Raw genomic sequence first — 17,728 nt, 5'->3', positions numbered from 1 at the left:
GCAACAGATACAGGGGCGTCGCCAAGCGGTAAGGCAGCAGGTTTTGATCCTGCCATGCGTTGGTTCGAATCCAGCCGCCCCTGCCATTTCTTATACTCATCCAGGTTACCCTCAGCCTTCAGGTACTGCGCGTGTCCAAGATGATGGTCTTTACGGGGAACGCTAACCCCGATCTGGCTCGGCGTGTAGTACGTCAGCTGCATATCCCTCTCGGTGACATTTCTGTCGGCAAGTTTTCCGACGGCGAAATTACCGCTGAGATCAATGAAAATGTTCGCGGTAAAGACGTTTTCATTATTCAGCCGACGTGTGCTCCGACCAACGATAACCTGATGGAACTCGTCGTGATGGCTGATGCCTTCCGCCGCTCCTCAGCAACTCGTATTACTGCTGTTATTCCTTACTTTGGTTATGCCCGTCAGGATCGCCGTCCGCGTTCCGCACGTGTGGCTATCAGCGCAAAAGTTGTTGCTGACATGCTTACCGTAGTCGGCATCGACCGTGTTCTCACGGTTGACTTGCATGCTGACCAGATTCAGGGTTTCTTCGATATTCCTGTAGATAACATCTACGGCTCCCCGGTTTTGGTGGATGACATCGAAGATCAGCGCTTTGAGAACCTTATGATTGTGTCCCCGGATATCGGTGGCGTCGTGCGTGCACGTGCTGTTGCCAAATCCTTGGGCGTCGATCTGGGTATCATCGACAAACGCCGTGAGAAAGCCAATCACTCGGAAGTGATGCATATCATTGGTGATGTCGAAGGGCGTACCTGTATTTTGGTTGATGACATGGTCGATACCGCCGGCACACTGTGCCACGCGGCAAAAGCCTTGAAAGAGCATGGCGCATCCAAAGTGTTCGCCTACTGCACACACCCTGTGCTGTCGGGTCGGGCAATCGAGAATATCGAAAACTCCCTGCTGGATGAGCTGGTGGTGACTAACACCATTCCGCTGTCCGCTGCTGCTCAAGCCTGCACGCGTATCCGTCAACTGGATATCGCGCCGGTTGTTGCTGAAGCGATGCGTCGCATCAGCAACGAAGAATCGATCAGCGCGATGTTCCGATAAGGGCTTTGCCCTTCTTGGACATCCCGTTGACGAAAAGCGCCCCGCCCCAACAGCCTGTTGGGGCGGGGCTTTTTTGCCCATACCACCCATAGCGCTGGTCGCAAACGCTAGGTCTGGTATGGATATTTTGGAGATACAACATGAACGATTTTACTCTGAATGCTGAAGCGCGTTCCGACCTGGGGAAAGGTGCGAGCCGCCGCCTGCGTCGTCTCGCAAGCCTGGTTCCAGCTGTAGTTTACGGTGGCGAAAAGGCCCCTGAATCCATCAGCCTGCTGGCTAAAGAAATTGCCAAACTGCTCGAAAACGAAGCTGCCTACAGCCACGTTATCGAACTGACCGTTGGCGGCACCAAGCAAAACGTAATCATCAAAGCGCTGCAACGTCACCCGGCCAAAGGCCACGTGATGCACGCTGACTTCGTTCGCGTTGTTGCTGGTCAAAAGCTGACTGCAGTCGTTCCGGTTCACTTCGTGGGTGAAGCGGCTCCGATCAAGAAAGGCGGCGAGATCTCGCACGTTGTTGCTGAAATCGAAGTGTCCTGCCTGCCAAAAGACCTGCCTGAATTCATCGAAGTTGATCTGGCTAACGCCGAGATCGGCGCGATCATTCACCTGTCTGACATCACCGCCCCTAAAGGCGTTGAGTTTGTAGCCCTGGCTCACGGTAACGACCTGGCAGTTGCCAACGTTCACGCGCCACGCGTTGCACCAGAAGCAGAGTAATTCATTACTCTGTGGTAGGAGTGTTGAGAGACATCGCGAGCTAACACGCAGCGAGTAAAGCGGACAAGATCGCGAAGTTTATTCATGTAAACCCGCTTTCTTGTACGATTTCGCCGCTCATTGCCAGCAGCGATGTTATCCATAACTCCAAAGAAGGGCCCTTGTTGTGACCGCCATAAAACTGATCGTTGGCTTGGGAAATCCAGGCACCGAATACGAACAGACCCGGCATAACGCAGGGGCCCTTTTTGTTGAACGTCTCGCGTCTGCAAATGGGGTAAACCTTGTTGCTGACCGCAAATATTTTGGCCTGACCGGGCGCTTCAGCCACCAAGGTCAGGATGTTCGTCTGTTGATTCCCACCACTTATATGAACCGAAGCGGCCAAGCCGTTGCGGCGCTTGCCGGTTTCTACCGTATTGCGCCGGAGTCCATATTAGTAGCCCACGACGAACTTGATCTCCCACCCGGTGTTGCCAAGCTCAAGCTGGGCGGCGGCCATGGCGGTCATAACGGATTGCGCGACATCATCGCTCAACTGGGAAACAACAATAACTTCTACCGTCTGCGGCTTGGCATTGGCCACCCGGGCGTCGCCAGCATGGTCTCCAATTTTGTTCTGGGCCGCGCTCCGCGCGCCGAACAGGAAAAACTGGACGCCAGCATCGATTTTGCCCTCGGCGTGCTGCCGGATATCCTCGCCGGGGAATGGAACCGTGCGATGAAAAACCTGCACAGCCAGAAGGCCTGACTCTACTCCTCGGGGAAAACACCATGGGATTCAACTGCGGCATCGTCGGCCTGCCTAACGTCGGCAAGTCCACCCTGTTCAACGCCCTGACCAAATCCGGTATTGCGGCTGAGAACTTCCCCTTCTGCACGATCGAACCGAACACCGGTATCGTGCCGATGCCCGATCCACGCCTGGACGCGCTGGCCGCCATTGTTAAGCCTCAGCGCGTGTTGCCGACCACCATGGAGTTCGTCGACATTGCAGGCCTGGTAGCCGGCGCGTCGAAAGGTGAAGGGCTTGGCAACAAGTTCCTGGCCAACATCCGCGAGACCGACGCCATCGCTCACGTAGTCCGCTGCTTTGAAGATGAAAACGTCATTCACGTTTCCAACAGCGTTGACCCGAAGCGCGATATCGAAATTATCGACCTTGAGCTGATCTTCGCCGACCTCGACAGTTGCGAAAAGCAGTTGCAGAAAGTTGCCCGCAACGCCAAAGGCGGTGACAAAGATGCTGTTGCTCAAAAAGCACTGCTAGAACAACTGATTGCCCACTTCACCCTGGGCAAGCCGGCACGTAGCCTGATCAAGAACATGGACGCCGATGAGAAAAACATCATCAAAGGTTTCCATCTGCTGACCACAAAACCGGTGATGTACATCGCCAACGTGGCTGAAGACGGCTTCGAGAACAACCCGTTCCTTGACGTGGTCATGGCCATAGCTGAAGAGGAAGGCGCAACCGTAGTGCCGGTCTGCAACAAAATCGAAGCTGAAATTGCAGAGCTCGACGACGGTGAAGAGAAGGATATGTTTCTGGAAGCTCTGGGCCTTGAAGAGCCGGGCCTAAACCGTGTTATCCGCGCAGGTTATGAAATGCTGAACCTGCAAACTTACTTCACCGCCGGTGTACAGGAAGTTCGTGCCTGGACCGTGAAGGTCGGTGCTACCGCTCCACAGGCAGCAGGCGTCATTCATACCGACTTTGAAAAAGGCTTCATCCGTGCCGAAGTCATCGGGTACGACGACTTCATCAAGTTCAACGGCGAAGCGGGCGCGAAAGAAGCAGGAAAATGGCGCCTGGAAGGTAAGGAATACATCGTTAAAGACGGTGACGTACTGCACTTCCGTTTCAACGTGTAAGTACTGACTGTCAATAAACCGCGCTCAGGCGCGGTTTTTTTATCTCTAAATTTACATAATCACGGAAAAATAATTATCAAATAATTCACATTTTCTAAACATTAAAAATTTACCAACCATAATTCTTTACCATCTACAGATTTATCTTACTAACGCAGAGGAACTAACAACATAACTTATACCTGTTCTCATCTTGTAACTCACTGATATTTCTCACAAAATCGCGGACAACACCAGTACCACGGCACGGGGCTTCCTTAACACTTCCAAGCAACAAATTTTAAGTAATACTTTTATCCCTTCATTCACAGTTAGCATTTTTTCAACTCCAATTATTGCAGCCCTATCCTTCGCCCCCCTACTACCCAAAGAGCACACCATCATGGAGCAAACTAATGGCGTCCTCACATCAAAACCCTGACAACAATAAAACATATAAATTTGAAGACCCCCTACTCGATGCTACCGTCAAGAGTACGGCAAAGCTCAATATAGATATATTGCTACACGGAGAAACAGGCACTGGAAAAGACACACTGGCTGAAAAAATTCATTTGCTATCAGAGCGACAAGGGAGTTATGTAGCCATAAATTGTGCTGCTATTCCTGAAAGCTTGGCAGAAAGCCAACTCTTTGGTGTAACCCCGGGAGCCTTTACCGGGGCCATGCAGTCCCGTGCCGGCTTCATTGAAGCGTCCAATAGAGGTACGCTGTATCTGGACGAGATAGACAGCATGCCACTGACTTTACAGGCCAAGTTATTACGCGTACTGGAAACACGTGGGGTCGAACGCTTGGGATCAACAAAATTCATTCCCGTTGACATGCGGGTGATCGCCTCTGCTCAATCGTCCCTCCACAGTATGGTTGAACAAGGTCAATTCAGACGTGACCTTTATTTTCGCCTGAATGTAGTCTGTATACATCTGCCACCTTTACGTGAACGGCGTGAGCATATTCTTCCATTGTTCATGAACCTGATTAAACGAGAGGCAGCGTTTTTTAACGCTCCTCTACCCAGCCATAGCGCCCCATTGCTAGAGCATCTTATCTGTCACGACTGGCCAGGCAATGTTCGAGAGCTGCGTTCAGTTGCCAAACGCCTTGTACTGGGGCTTACGCCTGTTTTGACCGACCTCCACAGAGATGAAGGCTTGAAAAAAAACTTGAAGGGCCGTCTTCAGCAAATAGAGAAGCTTTTGATCCAGGATGCCTTGCATCGCCATTTGTACAGTATCGAGGCGGTGTCATTGGAGTTGGGTATCGCCAAACGGACGCTGTACCATCGAATGAAACAATTAGACATTTCATAGTTATTAGTCATTGGAACCAGCCCATCCAAAGTAACACTAATACAATGAGTCAGCCAATTGACTCTAACCTTCCACTGAGGTGTTTATGCTTCCAGCCCTTCTAGCCCCCCTTGCTTTACCCTTTGTTAAAGGTCTTTTGAGTTCAGTAGTATCCCCCATAGCTAATGGCCTTATGAATTCGATAGCATCCCCTAGAGCTAATAGCTCCGCAGCCTCCCCCATAGCTAATGCCTTCTCAGGTCTAATGGGTAGACTTGCAGAAAAGGGCACCGAAAAAGCCGAAATCCAAATTCAACATATACTTTTTGATACGTCAAAAAACTCGAACACCAGCCGGATATCCTATTAAGTCATTTTATATATTTCCAAAAACCAACCCCAGAAGAAGACCACTATGATCGGCAATATCTTAGGCAATATCTTAGGCTCTATACTTCCTATAAAATTACCAGGACTTGACCCAGTAAGCGACGCACAGAAAGCTGCGGAAAGAGCGCTCCAGAAACAAGAGATAACCACAGCTAACAACACTGTAAAAGCGGCTAATGCAGCTTCTAGCAAATCAAATACGGACACTAATAACTCAATAAAAAACCTTCATATGGACTCGGCCACAAAAGCGATGAATGCTGTCACCAAAGCAGCTCAGGGCATTCAGTTTTAATGCGCTAAAGGTACACTTCTCATGCAGGAAGGGTACATTGAAATAGGCATACGCTTATGTACCCTTTCTGCTCATTAATGCGAAAGCACTCCACGCGATAACTCCAACTTCTGTGCCTACGTGAGGACATATGAACATTAATGGCATGCCCAGCTCATCGCAACAATCGCAGTTCAATTCAAATCAACCATCGGTTCCTCCAGACACCGCCGATATCAACTGGTTTTCGGCTTCGCTCAATAACCCGACCCCGACCAATCACCTCCCGAGGGATCCTACAATTGCACAACCGTTAAACCAGCGGTCGGCACTGCTGCAAGATTTATCCAACACGGCAGCACGTGCTCTACAAAAAGTCAGTCGCAGTACCAACCCGGTCGACATGATCAAATCAACTCGAGCAATGTCAGCCTTTCATCTCGAAACAGTATTAAGTGCAAAAATGATCAGTAGAACCTCACAAGCCATCGAAAAACTCACCAACTTATCCTAGGTAAAACAGGGTGCGTGACGCTATCAAGTACCTGTTCATTCTATTCTTGCTGCACCTGGCCGGCTGCACAGAGCGTGTAGAACTCCATAGTCAACTGACCGAACAGGAAGCGAATCAGGTTATTGCCGAGTTGGCAGACAAACAGATTTATGCACAAAAAATCTCGACCAAAAACGCTGTGTCTGTGCGTGTCAATTCAGCTGATATACACCGTGCCGTCAACGTGCTGGAGGCCGCGGGGTTACCTCAAACCAAACGCTCAAACTTGGGGGATATCTTTCGCAAGGAAGGGGTCATTTCTACGCCGCTGGAAGAGCGCGCACGCTATATCTACGCACTCTCGCAAGAACTTGAAGCCACTTTTTCGAAAATTGACGGCGTCATTATCGCTCGTGTGCACGTTGTCCTGCCTGAACGCGTTGCACCGGGTGAACCCGTTCAACCCGCATCAGCCTCGGTATTTATCAAGCACGACGCCAGCCTAGACCCAGATAGTATTCAATCGCGTGTCAGAAAACTGGTAGCCAGCAGCATTCCAGGCATGGCTTCCGCAGTGGATAACCCGCATAAAATAACCACGGTATTTATCCCTTCTACGGCCTATCAAGAAAAACAAAAGTTAGTGTTCTTCGGTCCTTTTCTAGTACCCGAGCACAACGTCGGATTTTGGAGAAATGTCTTTGTATCGATAGCCCTTGGGCTTCCTTTCACACTCATTACGATTGTGCTCTGGCTGAAAAAACCTTTTTTTTCAACCACAAATACCGTGGCAAATCCAAACGCTGACAGCGCGAGCCCACCTCAGACCGAAAACGCCACATGAATCAAGCGCATGCGTGGAGCCAATGGTGGGCATTCGCCTGGCATCACGCTCATCCGGACTGGCGTTGCACCGCTCTTTCCACCTTGCTCCCCGAGCATGACCAGGCGCTAGCCCGTAGCCAGCACGTGGCCGCAAGCAAGCACTTCCGTATTTCTCCATGCCTGCCCAGTTACCCGACGGCTGCCTTACTGCACTGGGTACTGACACAGCCCGAGCAACACGATTTGACGCTGGCACTCGTGGATCACATCTGCCGACCGCAGCTTCCCACTTCGTTGGACCCGGTACACAACCTTTGGTGCCTGCGTTTGGCCAAGGCACTTCGACCGTCGAACTGGCTCGACGAGACCGATGATGTCTTGCAACTGCTCAGGGCTTGGGTTGGACCTGCAGTATGGCAACGCTTGCGATTGCGCTATCCCAAGGGCCAAGTCATTGCCCTGGAAATGAAACCCGCCCTCGCCCTCCCTCTGGTAAAGCTTGAAACCCTATGGCATGCCGCTCTTTGGCAGGCCTGCGGCGATAACTCAGCCCCTCCTTCCCCTCACACACAGGTCCACGACGATGTTGTTACGCCGCAAGATTGAACTGCGAGCCGATGTTTCAGGGCTGCCCAGCGTAATAATTACTCACAAGGAGCTCATCGACTGCGGCCAGGCCCGGGGTGTTCTGGTGCGAGCCCAAGTGATGGCAAGAGACTTGCTCAACGCGGCTAAAACAGAATCAGATGCGCGGCTTAAAAAGGCTCAACACACGTTCTGGGCGCAAGCCAATAGTCAACTCAAACGCTGGCAAATGCAGCACTTGGCGCAGTCTAGAGCGTTAGAGTCGAACGCCACAGCGGTGGTGAATCATGCCTTGCACCATCTGCTCGCGGATGTGCCGCCACAGGCACGTATCGCCGCCTTGCTTGAGCAACTGCTGCGAACTCAATGCCCGCCACTGGACGCGATCTTGCGTTGCCATCCCCATGCAATCGTACACATTCGGCAATGGCTGAAGACCCAAACAGACACCGTATGGCAGCTGCAAACTGACGAACGCCTCGACCCCCAAGCCTTGGTGCTGACCACCGAACAAGGGGAGTTTTGCATCGATTGGTGTTCGACCATCAGTTCGCTTTCATTGCCAGAAGCGACTGAAGGAACCGATCAATAAAAGCCCGCCACAGACTAAGCACCCTTATCTAAAAGAGGAAAACACATGGCTACGTTCGAAAGCATCCAGCGCCGCATAGACACCCGCTACATCCAGGCCCAACGCAACATGGACGAGATTGCCATGAATGGCCAAGGCAGTTTCGAAGATCTGGTCAGTTTCTTTCATGCCTCGCAAAGCATGGCATCAGCGAGCCTGGCCATGACCGAACAGACCCGGTTTAAACATAGCCTGACCAAAGCAATTATTGATGGTGTGCAATGAATGGAGGGCCTGATTGCACACCAAGCCTAGGCGCGACGGAACAGGCCTCACTCGGCTGATACCTTGGCTGAATCAGCGCAACACGCAGTCCTTCATGACGCGCGCCTCCGTCTTGTCGCGCTGACAGCCGCACGCCCGTCCTTACGATAATCAGAGTACTTTCCATGCCTCTAAAAGAAAGCAAGCCTACTGGCTTGTGCGAGCGGCTGCGTGTTCATCTCTCTTACTCGCAAACCACTTACGCCAGCTACCTCGTGCTGGCACTGTGTTTAATCATACCGACACCCAAAGCAATCGCCGCTGTGCCCCAAGATTGGAGTAAAACCCCTTATGCGCATGAGACAGCCCTAAAGGCATTACCCGTTTTTCTGGAAGACTTTGCCCGTACCGTCGGCCTTCAACTGCACATAGACGGTGATGTGCAAGGCACCGTGCAGGGGAAGTTACGCGCCGATACACTGCTGGCGTTACTGGATCGGCTGGCTCTGGAGCACGGCTTTCAATGGTTCGTATACAACAACACGCTCTACATCAGTACCCTGAACCAGCAAACGTCTGAACGCATTGAAGTCGCAGAAAACACCGCCACCGATTTGAAACTCGCACTCACACAGATTGGCTTGCTGGATAATCGGTTTGGTTGGGGGGAATTGCCCGAAATAGGGGTGGTTCTGGTTTCCGGACCTAAACGCTATGTCGAGCACATCAAACTTTTTAGTCGAAAACGAGCAGGGCCGTACGAAAAGCAAAACGTTTTAAGCTTCCCGCTCAAGTTTGCCAACGCTGCTGATCGACACATCGACTATCGCGGCCAGACATTAACAGTGCCGGGGGTCGCAAGTATTTTACGCGAGCTATTCAATACTCAATCCAAAACGTCCCCCAACCTGGAGTCCCTGCTACCGAACCGTTTATCAAACACCAATACGGCGGCGCAATCTGAAAACTCTACCTGGCGTATGCCCGGCTCGCCGATCCAGTCCAATCTCCCCCTTGTTCCTCATTCACCACTACCATCAGGCCGAAACCACAACGTACGGGTCGAAGCCGACGTGCGTAATAACAGCGTGTTGATCTACGACTCAGAACAACGCAACGCGTTATATCAGTCACTGATTACCAAACTGGATGTCGCACGCAAGTTAGTGGAAATAGACGCCATCATTCTCGATATCAACCGCACTCAACTCAATGCGTTGGGAGCTAACTGGGGTTTTCAAAACAGTCGCTTTCAAGCCGGCATCAATAACCTTTCGCCGGGCGCTGCTTCAACCCTTTCCATTCGCAACATGCGACGTTTTACTGCGGATATTAAGGCATTGGAAGAGCGCGGCCTTGCAACGGTGGTGTCAAACCCCTCTATCATGACACTGGAAAACCAACCTGCCGTTATCGACTTTAATCGCACTCAATACATCAAAGCCGTGGGTGATGGCGTTGCCAATATTCTGCCGGTGACGGTGGGCACCAGCTTTCAAGTGGTACCTCGTGTAATCAACGCCAACAGCACCCATCAGGTTCACTTGATCATCGATATAGAGGACGGGAATTTTTCCGAGCCCAGCGGCGAAAATTCATCGCCCGATGTGCGTAAAGGAAAGGTAAGCACCCAAGCGGTTATTTCTGAACAGCAGTCTCTGGTAATTGGTGGCTTCCATGTGGCCGAAGACGTCGACAGCCTCAATAGGGTCCCCCTGCTATGGCGTATTCCCTTTATCGGTAAGGCGCTGTTTACCTCCTCAGAGAGCGCTCAAAATCGTCGCGAGCGATTGTTTATTCTGACGCCTCGGCTGATTGGCGATCAGATCAACCCTTCACGCTACCTGCCACAATCCGATCAGGCGCACTTGGAAGCAGCCCTAACCCCCTTGGCACGCCGTAATGCGCCTCACCCGTCAGTCATCACACGCACGGATATCGCGAACACCCTTGCCGAGCTGGTCAGGGGGCGAGTCCCGGAGCCCTTGAAGGCCCGACCAATGCCTGCCAATACAAACCTCTTGTGTCGCATACCTGATCCGCTAAAAGTCGAGCCTGGTAAGAGTCAATGGTACGAAGGCCCCGGCTACAACATAGCCGTGCTTGTTTTACACAACCAAGGTGAACATCGCATACGCCTTGATGAAAGTGAATGCAGCAGCGAGCACACACTGGCCGTCAGTGTCTGGCCGCAGGTCTGGCTTGCCCCCGGCGAAAAAGCTGAAGTATTTATTGCCAATCGTACGCTTGATAACACCCAGCAACAGGCAATACCACGTTCTTCGTTGATCACACCTGCCCGGATGACCTCTCAATGATCCGATTAATTGCAATTGCCATGGGAGTCACGGCCCTGAGCCTGCTGCAAGGTTGTGCAAGCCAATGTCGTGGCGACTCATGTACTCGTCCGGAACCAAATGCCAAAACGCTGGTGATCTGGTGGCCGCCCCACATGCGTGTCGAAGCAGGGCCAGACGCTGAACGCCCCGATCATCAAGTGGTACCGCTTGATCGCTAAGCCTGAACACCATGCCTGACCCCGGACAGGCACCGCAATGTCACCCCCCGCAGCATTCACCGAGAAGAAATGGGCATGAATAAAAACACACTCACAGGAGAGCAACTGCTTGCAGCCCTCAGCAAGCACCTCAAGGTCGATTTACAACTGGAAAACGGAGTATGCGCCCTGTTCAACAGGCAAGGTTTGGAGACATGTGTGATCGAACTCCTGCCACAAAACAGCGCTGCACTGCTGCATTGCGCGATGCAGACACACCACCCCACACGTGAAGGTTACAGCCAATTGCTCACACTCAACTTCCAGCTCGAGAAGATGCACGGCTGCTGGTTAGCACTGGACGACAACGGTGAAGTGCGTTTGTGTGCGCAATGCCCGATGGAGGTGTTAACGGAAGATATGTTTTGCCAGTGGGTCTCGGGGTTTGTGCATCAGGTTGAGGATATTCGCCGGTTGTTGCTGCAGCCAATATGATACTCATAGGGCGGCTTCAGCAACAACCGGGATCGTTTAAAACTCGGGGCGACTCAAGCCCCGAATTCTCTGTTCATGCAACTCGGGGTCAAGGTTCATTTTTTCAGGCGAAATGCCTCCCGTATTAAACTTCATGGTTAACGGCGCATCAGGATTACTGCCATATTGAAACTCGGCGTTCAGCACTTTTTGTGAATGCCCAAGCGTTGCACTGCTGTTAAAGGACAACACAGGAATAGGCAAGCTCATGCCATGAGAGCGACTCGCCTTATAGCTAACACTCATGCTCTTGATTCGTAAGTTGTCCGGGTCTTTCAAGGCTTTTTCCACATCTGGCAACGCCTCCCGACCATCTGCCACCTTGCGTTCGATCATGCGCAGAGTCTCAGGTTTGACTTCAAGGCCGATACTCACCGACGCGCCTTGAAATTTTTCCAACTCCTTAAATACATCAGCCAGCAGTGGTTGGCTGGAAAGTTGCGCCACAATGGCTGCTTTATTGTCCGGCGACGTCGCATTCAACCAGGAATGTTTACCATCCCCGCTTAAACCAATGTGGTTCACGGTGCGCTCAACCCCCATCAGCCTGCGTTGCCCCTGCGAGGAAAGTTCATGTTGGCGAAGCAGATCTTGCAAAGACTGGTTGACCGCAAAGTGAGCTTCTTTCCGGACCGCCGAGGCTGGATGCTGATCAAGCAACGTTTTCAGGCTTCGCAGTTGTTCGCCGGTATCGACCCCATCGACAGAAGGCAGTTGCACTTTAGACCCCAGGAAACTCGATACAGCTGTTCGCACATCATTGATCTGCGAAGGTTCAACGGCAGGTGTCTGCTTGAAGGTAAAATTGAAAGACCCTGTCTTGCTCCGGTCAAAGTTCACCGAAAATGAGACATCCGGCGATGAAAAACCTGCCAAGGTGGTTCCTTGGGGTTCAACTTGGGCGCTTAGCACAGTATTGACGAGCCCGGCATTGGCACCCACAGCACCTTGCCTTAGAAATTGCGCATTGCGGCTTAGCGCTTCAGTAACGCTGTCATTTCCCTGGGTCCGGGAGCGGCTCGCATCCAGGTGCGCGACATTAACTTTGGCGGTTACACCCAACGCGCTGCGTACAACCCCCTCAAAGGCACCTGAGTTGTCGGACACTTTTAAAAAAGCACGCCCTTGGGCAAAAGCCGATGCATTCAAGTCCGCCCCCCATTTGGAACTCTCGGTGGAAGTATGTTGCGCCCCCAGGTCCAGCAAGTCGTAAACATTGCCCTGCTCACCTGTCAGGATGTCCATCATTTGCGGAAAGTCGGCTTCTGCTATCTCAAAACTGATACTTGCTCCCTTGCCATGAGCAACAGAAACACCCGCTTCAGCCCCTAAGCGGACAGCACTGTCAATTACACCCTCCAGAGGCAGACGCGTAATTCCAGCCCCCACCGAGGCAGTGCCAGTTTTTGTTAAGTCAGAGGCAATATCAATATTAGCGCCCTTATCTGTACGGGTGATGGTGATGCCATTGGTGCTGGACGCCGATACCCCCACCGTAAACTCAAGCACCGGTACAGGTTGTGTGCCCCATGAGGCCAAGGATGCCCCCACCCCTTTACCGCGCGCAGATGAAATGGCCTGCCCGGTTTCCGATTGCTGAATTTCTTGCATCAGGGCCTGCTTGACACTGTCGCTCTGCCCCAGCCCCAACGTGCGGGAAATATGGAAATGGAGGGCAGAACCGGGTGTACCCAAGTCTTTCGCCAGGATTTTAAAGTTCTTGTATAACCCTTCTGCTTGCGCATAACTGTTGATATTTTGGGCCGCTTTTTTATGCACCGTATTGTCGTGATAATCCTTCATAACGGCCTTCAGAGACGCTGAAAGGGTTGCCGTGTCCGGGTTGTCCTTTTCCAACTCGGCGGTGAGTTGGCTCAGTTTGGAAAGGGTCAGGGCATGATGAATCAAATCGCTTTCAACCAAAGCTGTCGGGTTTTTCGTATCTCGCGGTTTATCTGCGCTCCAGGACGGCAGGACAACGCCCTGGCTTTCATAACGGCGAAGTGAGGCCGCGACTGTACTGGAGGGCGAGACATTTTCGAATGCTTTGTGTAACTGGTGAAGTGTCGAACCTGGCGACTCCTTGGCTCGTTTACTGTCGCCGGGTTGCTTAACAAGCGTGCTGACCCCTTTCAGGTCTCCCAGTTTGTTCACGGCCGATTGGCTGTTCGTTTCAACCAGCATGAGCTGCGTTTTAAGATCCTGAACCACTGACGGAGCCAGTGCCCGCAGGCTTAGTTGCTCAAGGCGCGCACTGATATCCTGCGTCGCCGGCCTGGCATTCGCCAATCCCTTGAGTTGCCCGCGTATAGCCTTGTCATCGGCATATAGCCCTTCCAGTCCGGCACGGCCCTTGAAGTGGTGCTGAATGTCGAGCCCGATATTCTTGAGCCCTTGTTTTGGATTGAAATGGGCCTGCAGTCCGTCCAGATACCCGCGTTTTCGATCAACCCCTTCGGTCTGCTGACCTGCCACGCTCGTGGTGACAGACACATTGGTTCCACCCAATACATCAAACTGGCCTCGAATTTCGCCGCCTCTTAACAGCGCACCCAATGAGCTCGAACGTGGCGTGGGCTGCAACCCGATGGGCTCCCACTCCAGTGCGCCCTCGGCAGAAATATTCAGCCGCTGGTCTCTGCCCTCCCAACGCCCAACCAGATGCTGATCAGGCCCCATGGCCAGCGACTCCAGACGCTCACCCTTGGGTAACATCACAGGTGCCCAGGTCACATCCGATGGGGCGGATGACTGCCAATCGGCCTTGTCCAGCCGCAACAGTTCACCCGCGGGGGTTTGTGCATAGAGATTGCCGAGATGGTCCAATGCCAGGGCCTGCACAGCCCTGTCTCGAGTAAAGTGCAGGGCTGTCTCTTTTCCATCGACGTGGGCACGCAACTGATTTTTATCATCGAGGCTGACAAAATTTTTGCCGTTGCTCACGGCAAAAGCCGTAATAGCGCGCTCGGTATCCCCGGCCATGACCTGGTTGAATTTGACCTGGGTGCGCGCCGCATTTGGCGGCGCTAATTCGTAGCTGGCACCCATCTGCACCGGTGCCCGGTTTTTTTCGGTATCCAGGCGCTTCATGAGCCCTTCTTGCAGCACATACGCGCAACCATCCAGCCCACGCCCCAGATGGTTCACCTTGTCATGCGAGGTTTTATCCCAACGCTGCGCGCCCTGGTCCCAACACAACAAACGGTCACCTTCCAACGCCACCTTGCCCCTTTGGCCGAGGTCAACCGCACCGGCCAGAACCCGCGGGCCTGGCTCCGGCATGCCCCGGTCGATCACCTTGAGCATCACGTCGCTGAGGTTCCAGCCAGCCGTTTCTTTACCCGCCTCAGTCAGCGCAATGCTGTGAAGTTGCTGGTGAGTGTCGGTCAGCAAGGCATTGAGCTGACCGTCATCGCCATGCATAAACCCCTTGTAATTGACGCTGCCCTTAAAAAGTTGCTCATGCCGGTCGCTCGACACCTCTTCCATGTGCAAGCGTCCACCGTCAGCCTTCTGCAAATCCCCACGTAATAATTGGCCGTCCGGAGTGCTGCCATACAGGTTGGAACCCGACACACCTATATGCGCAAGAACAACTGCCTGACCAGACGTGCTGACCGGGGTGAGTTCACCCTTGCCCTGCCCGATATCAAGCGATGTGACCCCCTGCGAGTTCTTCAGGACGACCGTATTTTTACCGTCACAGCTCATATCACTGACGCCCGAGGGGACCTTCATCAACGCGCCCTCTTTCGTCAGACCCAAACGGCTGTACGTGCCTTTATCACTGTCGGGCTGCCAACTGAGTGTCTGAGGCTCAAAGCGAAACAGGCGCTGATCGGCCAGCCGAAACTGGTCCCCGTTACGTGTCGTATGCACGCCACTCAACACAGCCAGATGAGCAAGGCCCGGGTTATCCAGCCGCAAGGGTTGCGCACCTTGGGTATGACTGCTCTTAAGCACTGCGGCCAGCGAAGGGGAAGACTGGATATAAAAAACATTGAGCTTTTCGTCGAGCAAACGCAGCCCCTTGCCTGATCCTTGGGGGTCCTCCATAAAGCGTTTGGGCAACTGGTTCAACTGCCCGGCAATGTCCTGTCCGACCGCTGAACCTTGGGTCGTTACTTTGCCGTGGCGCACGGCTGCACCGAACACCAGTGAGGCCGGACGGTAGCTGCGAAATTGCGTCAGTTCGGGCAGTCGTGCCCCATCGCGTCCACGTTGAAAGAGAGACAAGCACTTTTTACCGAAGCTGCGGGTTACAAGGTTCTGCTTAACCACATCATTGCCATGCTTCAGTACCGTAGATGCTGATCGACGGCTCAACCCGGCAATAAGGGAGTCTGTAGGAGTTAATGGCATAGCACTCTCAAGCTGATGGAAAGTTAATCCTTGAGTGCCTGGGCTCTTCTACACGGTTCCATCGCCTGATCAGCGCGACTCCAATGACGACAGCTCAATTGTTTCACGCCGTGCATCAGCATCCAGCTCACGCAGGGTACGGTAGATCAGTGCGACCGCCTGCAGCGTCTCTCGGCTAATGCAATCGCCTATACCTGCGCGATACAACGTGCGTGTCAGCCAGACACTCTGAACAATCGGCACCTCGGCCGCCCTGGCTCTGGCAATCATCTCCCGCGCCTGAGCATCGGCACCTTTATCAATCAGTACCGGCAAAGACGTTTGCAGGGGGCGGTAATACAGAGCGACTGCAAAGTGCGTTGGGTTGATCAACAACACATCGGCCTCTTCAAGGGGCGGCTGCCGGGCCGCCGGTGCTTCCTGGGCCTGCTCGTGGGCCAGACTACGACGTAACATTTTGATGTAAGGATCGCCCTCCATATCCTTGTATTCCTTGACCACATCGACGTAGCTCATGCGCATGCGTTTGGCAAAAAAGTACCGCTGCAACGCCAGATCAAACAGCGCCAGCACCAGTAATACCCCCAGGCAGACATGCAGCAAATGGCGGAACAGCACGATCAAAGCGTCGATGTAGCCCGGCAAATCGCTGTTGACCAGCAATATCAACGGCCCCAGCGCAGGGTTGACCACGCGGTACAGTACAAAACCGATCAACAGCGCCTTGATCACTCCCATCAGCAGGTTCATCAATGACTGAGCTGAAAACATCTGCTTGGCTTGGCTGATCGGGTTGAGCCGATTGAGGTCCGGTACCAATGTTTCAGGCGCAAACAAAAAACCGAACTGCAGCCAACTGCTGATCAGCTTCATCACAATCACTCCCCCCGTCATCAACAGGGCGAAGCCCAGGAAGAGGTGAAAAGACTGCACCACAACCTCTTGCAGTGCCCGGACAAAAGGCTGGCCAATCAGTGACACTGGCAACATCAACAGTTGCTCAAGACGCAACATGCTGCTCTGCGCCGTACTCAAGGCGATCTCGCTGATCAACGTCAACCCCAGCAATTTTCCTATGTCCTGGCTTTGGGCAACTTGACCCTTCTTACGCTGGTCCTGCAGCTTCTTTTGACTGGCATCGTATTTCTTTTCGCCAGAATCACTCATACCCCAGGCACCTTGAAAAACAACGCCAACGAATGCTTAAGGTCGCCCAGTAAGCTCATACGGCCCACAATCAAGTCTTCCAGTTGCGGTAGGTACACCACCAGAAACGCCAGCCCGGCCAGACTTTTGGCTGGCATCGATAACACGAAGACCTGTAACTGGGGGCTGTAGAGGCTCAATAATGCAATCGCGAACTCAATCATCAGCAACAACGCAATAAACGGGGCGGCGTAGAGCACCATATGGGTCAGGGTGTCGTTCAACAGCCCCAGAAACACGCTCACCCCATCCTGCGCCACGGCTGGAAACCACAGCGTTGCCGGCCATATCAGGTAACTGTCCCAAATGACTTGTGTCAGGCTGCCTAGCCCCAACGTCACCACCAGCAAAAAAACACTCAACTCCTTGAACAAATGCCCGATAGGCGTGGCATCCGGGCCGAGTGAGGGGTTGAGTTGCCCTCCGATCAGGGCTCCGCGCTGGTTATCCAACAATGCCCCGACCGACTCGAACATCCAGAACGGCATCGACAGCAACATCCCCAGTAAAAAACCCAGCATCGCCTCTTTGAGCATCAGCCCGCATAGCGCCAGCAGGCTGTAATCAAGGCCCAACAGGGTGTGATGAATACCTGGCGCAGGGAGCAGCGCCAGGGAAAACACAATGACGTGACGAGGCATACCCCGTACGTGCTGAAAGCAGAAAGCCGGGATCAAATAGAAACACGGGTACAGGCGCGCCATCGCAATCGCAAGGCTGGGCAGGTATTCCAGATAAGGGATATGTGGGGTCATGGCCGGC

The 17,728-nt window shown here is 53.0% G+C and carries 17 protein-coding genes and 1 tRNA gene; 15 read left to right on the top strand and 3 right to left on the bottom strand.

Annotated features, from left to right (window positions below):
- The first annotated feature begins 11 nt into the window (after nucleotides 1-11).
- The 15 genes from Q1W15_RS14770 to Q1W15_RS14700 all read left to right on the top strand — a co-directional run bounded on the left by Q1W15_RS14770 (nucleotide 12) and on the right by Q1W15_RS14700 (nucleotide 11,359).
- Nucleotides 12-86: transfer RNA gene (locus Q1W15_RS14770), tRNA-Gln, on the top strand.
- 45 nt (nucleotides 87-131) lie between these two features.
- Nucleotides 132-1,073, top strand: a complete 942-nt coding sequence (locus Q1W15_RS14765; RefSeq protein ID WP_300729787.1) for a ribose-phosphate pyrophosphokinase — start codon at nucleotides 132-134, stop codon at nucleotides 1,071-1,073.
- A 140-nt stretch (nucleotides 1,074-1,213) separates the two neighbouring features.
- A complete protein-coding gene (locus Q1W15_RS14760) occupies nucleotides 1,214-1,798 on the top strand; it encodes a 50S ribosomal protein L25/general stress protein Ctc (RefSeq protein ID WP_300729785.1) in 585 nt (194 codons plus the stop codon).
- 166 nt (nucleotides 1,799-1,964) lie between these two features.
- Nucleotides 1,965-2,549 (top strand): aminoacyl-tRNA hydrolase, encoded by a 585-nt coding sequence (gene pth, locus Q1W15_RS14755; RefSeq protein WP_003439790.1) that lies wholly within the window; start codon nucleotides 1,965-1,967, stop codon nucleotides 2,547-2,549.
- A gap of 23 nt (nucleotides 2,550-2,572) precedes the next feature.
- On the top strand, nucleotides 2,573-3,673 hold the full coding sequence (gene ychF, locus Q1W15_RS14750) for a redox-regulated ATPase YchF (RefSeq protein WP_300729783.1): 1,101 nt from the start codon (nucleotides 2,573-2,575) through the stop codon (nucleotides 3,671-3,673).
- 395 nt (nucleotides 3,674-4,068) lie between these two features.
- Entirely contained in the window at nucleotides 4,069-4,986 is a 918-nt protein-coding gene (locus tag Q1W15_RS14745; RefSeq protein WP_300729782.1) for a sigma 54-interacting transcriptional regulator, read from the top strand.
- Between the two features lie 394 nt (nucleotides 4,987-5,380).
- The gene (locus Q1W15_RS14740; protein WP_300729780.1) at nucleotides 5,381-5,650 is read left to right on the top strand and encodes a hypothetical protein; all 270 of its coding nucleotides are present in this window, start codon (nucleotides 5,381-5,383) and stop codon (nucleotides 5,648-5,650) included.
- 130 nt (nucleotides 5,651-5,780) lie between these two features.
- Nucleotides 5,781-6,143 (top strand): EscI/YscI/HrpB family type III secretion system inner rod protein, encoded by a 363-nt coding sequence (locus Q1W15_RS14735; protein WP_300729778.1) that lies wholly within the window; start codon nucleotides 5,781-5,783, stop codon nucleotides 6,141-6,143.
- A 10-nt stretch (nucleotides 6,144-6,153) separates the two neighbouring features.
- The gene (gene sctJ, locus Q1W15_RS14730; RefSeq protein WP_300729775.1) at nucleotides 6,154-6,966 is read left to right on the top strand and encodes a type III secretion system inner membrane ring lipoprotein SctJ; all 813 of its coding nucleotides are present in this window, start codon (nucleotides 6,154-6,156) and stop codon (nucleotides 6,964-6,966) included.
- Entirely contained in the window at nucleotides 6,963-7,553 is a 591-nt protein-coding gene (locus Q1W15_RS14725; RefSeq protein WP_300729773.1) for a type III secretion protein, read from the top strand. The genes sctJ and Q1W15_RS14725 overlap by 4 nt, the downstream gene beginning before the upstream one ends.
- Complete coding sequence (gene sctL / locus Q1W15_RS14720; protein ID WP_300729771.1) at nucleotides 7,531-8,124, top strand: type III secretion system stator protein SctL; 594 nt, start codon at nucleotides 7,531-7,533, stop codon at nucleotides 8,122-8,124. The genes Q1W15_RS14725 and sctL overlap by 23 nt, the downstream gene beginning before the upstream one ends.
- A gap of 45 nt (nucleotides 8,125-8,169) precedes the next feature.
- Nucleotides 8,170-8,388 (top strand): type III secretion protein, encoded by a 219-nt coding sequence (locus Q1W15_RS14715; protein WP_300729769.1) that lies wholly within the window; start codon nucleotides 8,170-8,172, stop codon nucleotides 8,386-8,388.
- A gap of 164 nt (nucleotides 8,389-8,552) precedes the next feature.
- Nucleotides 8,553-10,685, top strand: a complete 2,133-nt coding sequence (sctC, locus tag Q1W15_RS14710) for a type III secretion system outer membrane ring subunit SctC (protein WP_300729768.1) — start codon at nucleotides 8,553-8,555, stop codon at nucleotides 10,683-10,685.
- A complete protein-coding gene (hrpT, locus tag Q1W15_RS14705; RefSeq protein WP_367280641.1) occupies nucleotides 10,682-10,885 on the top strand; it encodes an HrpT family type III secretion system protein in 204 nt (67 codons plus the stop codon). The genes sctC and hrpT overlap by 4 nt, the downstream gene beginning before the upstream one ends.
- A gap of 75 nt (nucleotides 10,886-10,960) precedes the next feature.
- Nucleotides 10,961-11,359: a type III secretion system chaperone gene (locus tag Q1W15_RS14700; RefSeq protein WP_300729767.1), complete on the top strand. Its 399-nt coding sequence runs from the start codon at nucleotides 10,961-10,963 to the stop codon at nucleotides 11,357-11,359.
- A gap of 36 nt (nucleotides 11,360-11,395) precedes the next feature.
- On the opposite strand, the gene Q1W15_RS14695 is transcribed toward Q1W15_RS14700, so the two are convergent.
- From Q1W15_RS14695 to sctT, 3 genes are all read right to left on the bottom strand, one after another.
- The gene (locus tag Q1W15_RS14695) at nucleotides 11,396-15,760 is read right to left on the bottom strand and encodes an AvrE-family type 3 secretion system effector (RefSeq protein WP_300729766.1); all 4,365 of its coding nucleotides are present in this window, start codon (nucleotides 15,758-15,760) and stop codon (nucleotides 11,396-11,398) included.
- Between the two features lie 69 nt (nucleotides 15,761-15,829).
- Complete coding sequence (gene sctU / locus Q1W15_RS14690) at nucleotides 15,830-16,927, bottom strand: type III secretion system export apparatus subunit SctU (RefSeq protein ID WP_300729764.1); 1,098 nt, start codon at nucleotides 16,925-16,927, stop codon at nucleotides 15,830-15,832.
- The gene (gene sctT, locus Q1W15_RS14685; RefSeq protein ID WP_300729762.1) at nucleotides 16,924-17,721 is read right to left on the bottom strand and encodes a type III secretion system export apparatus subunit SctT; all 798 of its coding nucleotides are present in this window, start codon (nucleotides 17,719-17,721) and stop codon (nucleotides 16,924-16,926) included. Before sctT ends, sctU begins: the two co-directional genes overlap by 4 nt.
- Between the last annotated feature and the right edge of the window lie 7 nt (nucleotides 17,722-17,728).

Origin of the sequence: Pseudomonas sp., from assembly GCF_030150285.1 — a bacterium.
GTDB lineage: Bacteria > Pseudomonadota > Gammaproteobacteria > Pseudomonadales > Pseudomonadaceae > Aquipseudomonas.
This window is presented reverse-complemented; position numbering and strand designations above follow the sequence as displayed.

What these genes read in the sequence shown, in the direction of transcription:
- Q1W15_RS14760 (WP_300729785.1), top strand. Translation starts at nt 1,214, where the DNA reads ATGAACGATTTTACTCTGAATGCTGAAGCGCGTTCCGACCTGGGGAAA.
- ychF (WP_300729783.1), top strand. Translation starts at nt 2,573, where the DNA reads ATGGGATTCAACTGCGGCATCGTCGGCCTGCCTAACGTCGGCAAGTCC.
- Q1W15_RS14745 (WP_300729782.1), top strand. Translation starts at nt 4,069, where the DNA reads ATGGCGTCCTCACATCAAAACCCTGACAACAATAAAACATATAAATTT.
- Q1W15_RS14740 (WP_300729780.1), top strand. Translation starts at nt 5,381, where the DNA reads ATGATCGGCAATATCTTAGGCAATATCTTAGGCTCTATACTTCCTATA.
- Q1W15_RS14735 (WP_300729778.1), top strand. Translation starts at nt 5,781, where the DNA reads ATGAACATTAATGGCATGCCCAGCTCATCGCAACAATCGCAGTTCAAT.
- Q1W15_RS14725 (WP_300729773.1), top strand. Translation starts at nt 6,963, where the DNA reads ATGAATCAAGCGCATGCGTGGAGCCAATGGTGGGCATTCGCCTGGCAT.
- sctL (WP_300729771.1), top strand. Translation starts at nt 7,531, where the DNA reads ATGTTGTTACGCCGCAAGATTGAACTGCGAGCCGATGTTTCAGGGCTG.
- Q1W15_RS14715 (WP_300729769.1), top strand. Translation starts at nt 8,170, where the DNA reads ATGGCTACGTTCGAAAGCATCCAGCGCCGCATAGACACCCGCTACATC.
- sctC (WP_300729768.1), top strand. Translation starts at nt 8,553, where the DNA reads ATGCCTCTAAAAGAAAGCAAGCCTACTGGCTTGTGCGAGCGGCTGCGT.
- hrpT (WP_367280641.1), top strand. Translation starts at nt 10,682, where the DNA reads ATGATCCGATTAATTGCAATTGCCATGGGAGTCACGGCCCTGAGCCTG.
- Q1W15_RS14700 (WP_300729767.1), top strand. Translation starts at nt 10,961, where the DNA reads ATGAATAAAAACACACTCACAGGAGAGCAACTGCTTGCAGCCCTCAGC.
- Q1W15_RS14695 (WP_300729766.1), bottom strand. Translation starts at nt 15,760, where the DNA reads ATGCCATTAACTCCTACAGACTCCCTTATTGCCGGGTTGAGCCGTCGA.
- sctU (WP_300729764.1), bottom strand. Translation starts at nt 16,927, where the DNA reads ATGAGTGATTCTGGCGAAAAGAAATACGATGCCAGTCAAAAGAAGCTG.
- sctT (WP_300729762.1), bottom strand. Translation starts at nt 17,721, where the DNA reads ATGACCCCACATATCCCTTATCTGGAATACCTGCCCAGCCTTGCGATT.